1 protein-coding gene is annotated in these 650 nt (G+C 33.5%); it reads left to right on the forward strand.

Features of this window, described 5'->3' with window-relative positions; genetic code table 11:
• Positions 1 to 358 precede the first annotated feature (358 nt).
• Positions 359 to 499, forward strand: coding sequence for a hypothetical protein (locus ACFILW_RS10615; RefSeq protein WP_375646751.1), 141 nt, complete (start codon positions 359 to 361; stop codon positions 497 to 499).
• The last annotated feature ends 151 nt before the right edge of the window (positions 500 to 650 follow it).

Below are 650 nucleotides of genomic sequence, written 5' to 3' on the forward strand. Positions count from 1 at the left end.
AAACACAAAAAATTAGAAACGGAAAAACTATATGCAACCGCATGCTATAAATCATCATCAAACAATTTCGCAAATAACCTTTCAGAAAGCTTCAATCAACTTGCAACAGCGATCTACGCTTAAAGACACTTATGGATCAGAATGCATCAGAAGTAAAGAGGTTATTAGTTTATTTGCAGCGTAATGAAATCGTATTTAAAAGCATTGAAGGATAAACAGCAAAGTAGTGAAATTTGCTGATGATTTTGAGAATAGATATGCGTTTAAATTGACAGAAAGGCATTGTACAGAGCTATTTAAAGATTTTGTGATAAAAAAAACGTAAACAGAAAGGGTAAAAAAGTGGGTTGCAACGGCGGTGGGGCATGCACCATGGGGATTAGGGGTAGCTGAATATTTTTACAATCTTTACGAATATGATGATGGCACAAGAGAATACGAAGAATTTGACGGTGGTCAGTATCATGAGATGCTTGAGAAAGTTTTATATGCGGCGTAATATCAAAAAACACAATAAAGTCAATAGTTTGAGTGTAATCATCTTATATGAATCCACTCAAGAATCCACACTTGTATACGTGATTCATTTGACCATTTTTTATAAACAATTGCCATGTATGAATAGACCATAAAAAGCTAATCATAAAGAA

Source organism: Bartonella sp. TT110JLCBS (genome assembly GCF_042193405.1).
In the GTDB taxonomy this organism is placed as follows: domain Bacteria; phylum Pseudomonadota; class Alphaproteobacteria; order Rhizobiales; family Rhizobiaceae; genus Bartonella.